The sequence below is a fragment of the Stieleria sp. genome, assembly GCF_041595215.1.
Lineage (GTDB): Bacteria > Planctomycetota > Planctomycetia > Pirellulales > Pirellulaceae > Stieleria > Stieleria magnilauensis.
This window is the reverse complement of the sequence record NZ_JBFHKV010000647.1, coordinates 1-4,921: the sequence shown is the minus strand read 5'-3', so window position 1 is coordinate 4,921 and position 4,921 is coordinate 1. Positions and strand designations below refer to the sequence as shown.

The window sequence follows — 4,921 nt, the reverse complement described above, 5'->3', positions numbered from 1 at the left end:
GTCTGATCAATTGGCCGAGCGGCGTTTCATGTTTGCCGATCAGCTCGCGGCCGTCTCCGGCACGATCTCCGACACCCAGGATCCGCGTTGGAGCCGCGTTCAAGATTTGGCTCGCCTGGCCGCACGCGACTTGCTCGATTCGGGCTGTGCGGAGAACGACGCGACGTATCGCAGGCTAATGCAAGTCATCGCGACGGAGACGACCACACCCGGCAGTCCGCCGCTTGAGGCGATTGCCGACAAGGATCAACCGTTGCCGATTGATCAGGTCGATCTTGAGGCAGCCGGCTGGACGGATTGGCCGCCGACATCGACAACGCCGACACTGTATCGCCGGACGGTCGCGACGCTTGATCCGATCGAACCGTCCGACGTCGTGTTGAATCAAGCGGCCGATGATGAAGGTTCGGTCCGCTCGGATGCCCGGTTGTTGAAGCCACGATTTCGGCCCGCCGCCACGCTGGCCGACCAAACCAAACAGCGCATGACCGCTGACGTTGATTCAACGTCGTATTGGATTGCGCAGCTGCAGAGCCCCAGTCCGTTCGTGCGAAAAGGGGCCGTCACCGAGCTTGCCAAGCGTGGCGACCCGCCATCGCTCGCCGCGTTGCACCAGCACTTCGAGCGTGAGTCGGATGAAAAGATCCGCCAGCAAATCCTCAGCCGTCTAGAGCGTTAACGAAACCATCATGCTTGAAGTCGAAACGAAATACGAGCTTGCCGACAAGGATGACCTGGTCAAGCGTTTGGACGCGATGGGTGCGGTGGGTGGCAACGTGGAACGCCACGCCGACACCTACTACCGTCACCCGTCGCGAGACTTTGTGCAGACCAAGGAAGCGTTTCGGATTCGACTGATTGATTCGGTCGCTTCGGTGACCTACAAGGGGCCCAAGATGGACGTCGGTGAATCGGCGTTGAAGGCTCGCGAAGAGATCGAGTGGTGTCTGGCACCCGGTGACGCCGACGGCAGCCAAATGACGCGTCTGCTTCAGGCGTTGGGGTTTGATCCGGTCGCGACGGTGCGAAAAGAGCGACGGTCGTATGCGTGGCCACAGACGGATCGGCAGTACGCCGATTTCACCTTGACCATCGACCAGGTCGATCAGGTGGGGCTGTTCGCCGAACTCGAGTTGCTGCTGCAGGACAATTCGCCCGACGCGGTCAAGTCCGCGGGCGAGCGGATCGACGCGCTCGCAGAACGTCTCGGTCTGGTGACGACCGTCCGTTCCAGCTATCTGAATCTGTTGCTGAACAGACTCGGGCTAGACCGCTGAGCTGTGTCGGTTGGTCCGGCTGATGTGGTGTAGGGGGCCCGTGATCGATAGGACCAATAGGACATAGGGGACCTATAAGTCCTATTTGTTCTATTGGTCCCGTTGCACGATCGTTGCTCCATCCTCGAACGAACGGCAAAACAATGGGGGCAAAACAATTTCAGGCTGTGATCGTTTTGCCCCCATCGTCTTGCCCGATCGAGCAACACACATTGAAAACCGAGGTCGGGCCGAGGTTGTATCGACCGCCGCGCCAAACGACGTCTGCTTGTGCGTGTCGATTGGATTTATCGAACGCCGGGGCGTCGTTTCTCAACCGTGCGAGTGGCCTCCGTCGCCGCGCGTTCACACAGAATTCGTCGTTCGCGGGGAATCAACCGCAGATCAACGCTCTGTCGCATTCGCCCGAGTGCAACGCTGCGTTGTATAATGACGATGCATCGTTTCTCGTGATGTGCCTCCGAAACTTGTCATTTCCGGATGCGAGTGAAACGCAATGGTCGATGAGGAGCCCCCGCGCCGACAGGCTCGTGACTCGATTCCCGTGCTGTTGAAGGGAATCGTTTGCGGCTTCTTTTCTCTCGTCGCTTGGCTGATGACGCGGTCGGATGAGGTCGTCGGAGGGGCACGCGTTGGACTGTACGTCCTATCGGCGGTCAGCGGCATGTGCGCCGTGATTTGGCTGGTGAGCTGGATCCACTTTTTGGCGCTCACGATCACAGGAAACGACGGTGGCAGGATACCGCTGGGCAACGACCGCGCTGACGATTCGGAGGACGAATCGAGTGGGGCCTTCGGGCTGCAGGATTCGATGGAGCTCAGTTTCGACGACGACGAGGAGGAAGAGGAGGAGCTTGAGGAAACGACGGACGCCGGCAGACCGCTTCGCGAGCAGGAAAGGCCACGTGGTGATCCCTGGTTTGAAGTGATTCTCGGTTACATCGGCGATATCCTGTCCCTTTTTCCCCTCGTGTTGGTCGTCGTCACCGTCACGCCTTCGTTGATCTATTGGGTGACGGTCAGCACCGCCGGTGCGATCGGTCTGATTCCCGATTGGGAATGGAATGTTGCCAGGCTAATCGTATTTCCGGCATTGTTGTTCACTCTCGGCTTTGCATGGCGTTGGCGGTCGCAACTGGCAGAAACGGATGGATCGCATCTGCGAAACATCATCCTCCTCGTCGGCTCCGCTGAGATTGCTGCGATTGGTGCGTGCTTTGTCTTGTGGGTCCTTGGAATCCTGGTTTTTATCCTCGGTAAAGTCGTCGAGATTTGGTAACGCGCACGTGAGATCGATAAATGCCAACAACCTACCGATAGCGGGGCGTTGCTCTCGCAGTGTCAGCTCGGCGGTCAGATTTGTCTCCGCATCCGCTTCGGTCGGCTAATGCATGACCGGCTCGTTTGCTTGCCGCAGAAACCATCGGGCGTGACCGAGCCGACGCAGCGGTTCCCAACCGGAATCGCTCCAAAGATCGCGTTCCTTTTTGAAGTACCATGCCATGGCCGGGCCTTCGTAGGCATGGTGATAAAGCACTTCATAGGCTTTCGCCGGATGCCCACGCCGTCTTTCATGCCGGACCATCGCGAGCGCAAAACGCGGGTCGAGGATGTCGACGATCCCACACAGACGGGCAAAGGCGGATTCGAATTCGCGGGTCTGCGATTCCATGTCCTTGATCGGATGTTGTGCGATCACATCGGGAAGCTCGCGATAGCCGATCGCGCGGACTTGACGATACGCCGCGTCGGCCGCCCAGGCGTACGCCAAAATTCCGGCCGGATCGGTCGGCATCGAAAACGGTGACGCTGGCTCCGATTCAGCCGTTTCAGTCTCGGTCGCGGCAGAGGCCGGCTGCACGGGCAATTGACCCAGTCGCTGCCGGCAAAGTTCTAAGACGTGATCGGCAGCAGCGACCACTTCGTTTAAGTGCTGCTTGCGTAGGGAGGGTTGGTCGAGTGCCAAAAGATAAGATCGCCAAGCGACGGGGTCATCCAATGAATCCGCCGGCTGCGGTGTTCGACTCAAGATTTCCGACGGGCTCGCTCCGGCCAGCAACCGTTGATGCAGCAGCTCGGCGGCGGGGTCGTGGTCATAGTGCCACAGCCAATCATGCGGTTCTGCCGGCTCGTTAGGATCGCCCAACAGTCGCAGCCACCGCGTCGCCGGACTTCGTTCGACCGGTGAATGAAACGCGTACCAGAGGGCGTCGGCGCCGTCCATCGACATCGGCGGCATCGTTCCTCGGTACTCATCGACCCACAAACGCCCGTCGTCGGCAAAGGTGGAATCCGAAGCTCGACGTTGGTGCAGCGTTCGTTCCCAAGGATCTTCAGGAGCTTCTTGCTTGAGGCTAGAGGCTAGAACCAATCGTGGTGGCTGATTCGGGGACCCCGGGAGCTTCACAGCCTGCACCAAAATCCATCCGGCTTGCGGACTCGACCGTCGAAACGCTCCCAGACGATCCGCCGGGGTTTGCAACCAACCCGTTTCCAACAGTGTCCAACATTGCAGATGGCTTTGATCCCAGGCCGCCGCGGTTCCGCCGAATGCCTGCAAGACGGTCTGGTCTCGCACCGCTCCGCCGCTGGTCGATGCGCGATACCACCAAGATTGAACCGACGGTCCGCGATTCAACAAGTGGCTTGCCGACTGGCGGACGGCGCTGGGGACTTCTGATTCCGCTTTCCTCTCCAGCTGCTCCACTCGGCTGACGGCAGACAAGATCAGCGTGTCCGGAGTCTCTTGGCTGCCGATCAAGCGAATCGATTCAGGCTGTTCCGATCCCGTTCGGTTGGTCGTCTTCTCAACAATGGCAGTCGTGCCTTGCGTCCAGGAGAGCTGGCATTGGGGATCGGTTGTGTTCCAAGTTTTTCCCATCCACGAGGTCGCTTCGGGGACGACGACATAGCCGCCCCGATGATCGAGCGTTTGCGTCGGCCAGCCATGATTGCCGCCGGGGAGATGATTCAGCTCCGGACCACCGATCCGTTGTCCGTGCAGATCGTACAGTCGAATGCCTTCCACTTGATGCAACCGCAGCGCCGGTCCGTCGTCGCTCAACAGCAACCGACCGTCGATCGCATCCAAGGGCACGCGCGCCACCACCTCGGTTCGTCCGTCGATCCTCTGAAACCGCTCGGTGCTGAGTGCCGGAGTGGATTCACCGAACAGCGCGTTGATTGGGCCGGACGGTTCACTGCCGGGTTGTTCCGCCACCGTGCGACGCAACAACGTTGGGTCCTGCAAAATTAATTTTGTTGTTTGTCGAAACGCTTCGAGTGAACCAGGCTGGTCTCGGTCGCGGAATTCCGCAATGTCTGGAATCGAGGTTTTGGCGGGGTGGGCCAAGAAGTCTGGCGCGACCGTGGTTCGCTGATTCAACACGACGGCAACACCGGTCTGGTGTGACAACCAGGCGAGAAGCTGCGCCGTGTCGGTTGCGACATTTCCGGGCGAATCGAGATTCGCAAACACGACCTCGCAACCGAGACGCTTGGCCGCGTCCATCGCTGCACCCAGGTCCGCCGGCAACAGACCGCCGACATCCAGCCAAACCAACTCGATGCCGCCCCGTTCGCTCGGCAGTTCGCCGGACGCCTGCAACAACAAGGTCAACAGCGATGGTTCCGATCGTCGATCC

At 59.7% G+C, this 4,921-nt stretch carries 4 protein-coding genes; 3 read left to right on the top strand and 1 reads right to left on the bottom strand.

Annotation, left to right across the window (positions count from 1 at the left end):
• The 3 genes from ABX749_RS21750 to ABX749_RS21740 all read left to right on the top strand — a co-directional run.
• A partial coding sequence (locus tag ABX749_RS21750) for a HEAT repeat domain-containing protein (protein ID WP_372897832.1) occupies positions 1–679 on the top strand: 679 nt, incomplete at its 5' end.
• A gap of 10 nt (positions 680–689) precedes the next feature.
• Positions 690–1,277: a class IV adenylate cyclase gene (gene cyaB, locus ABX749_RS21745; protein WP_372897831.1), complete on the top strand. Its 588-nt coding sequence runs from the start codon at positions 690–692 to the stop codon at positions 1,275–1,277.
• Positions 1,278–1,773: 496 nt separating this feature from the next.
• Complete coding sequence (locus ABX749_RS21740) at positions 1,774–2,556, top strand: hypothetical protein (protein ID WP_372897830.1); 783 nt, start codon at positions 1,774–1,776, stop codon at positions 2,554–2,556.
• Between the two features lie 105 nt (positions 2,557–2,661).
• Here ABX749_RS21740 and ABX749_RS21735 read toward each other — a convergent pair.
• On the bottom strand, positions 2,662–4,921 hold a 2,260-nt coding region (locus ABX749_RS21735), incomplete at its 5' end, for a hypothetical protein (protein WP_372897829.1).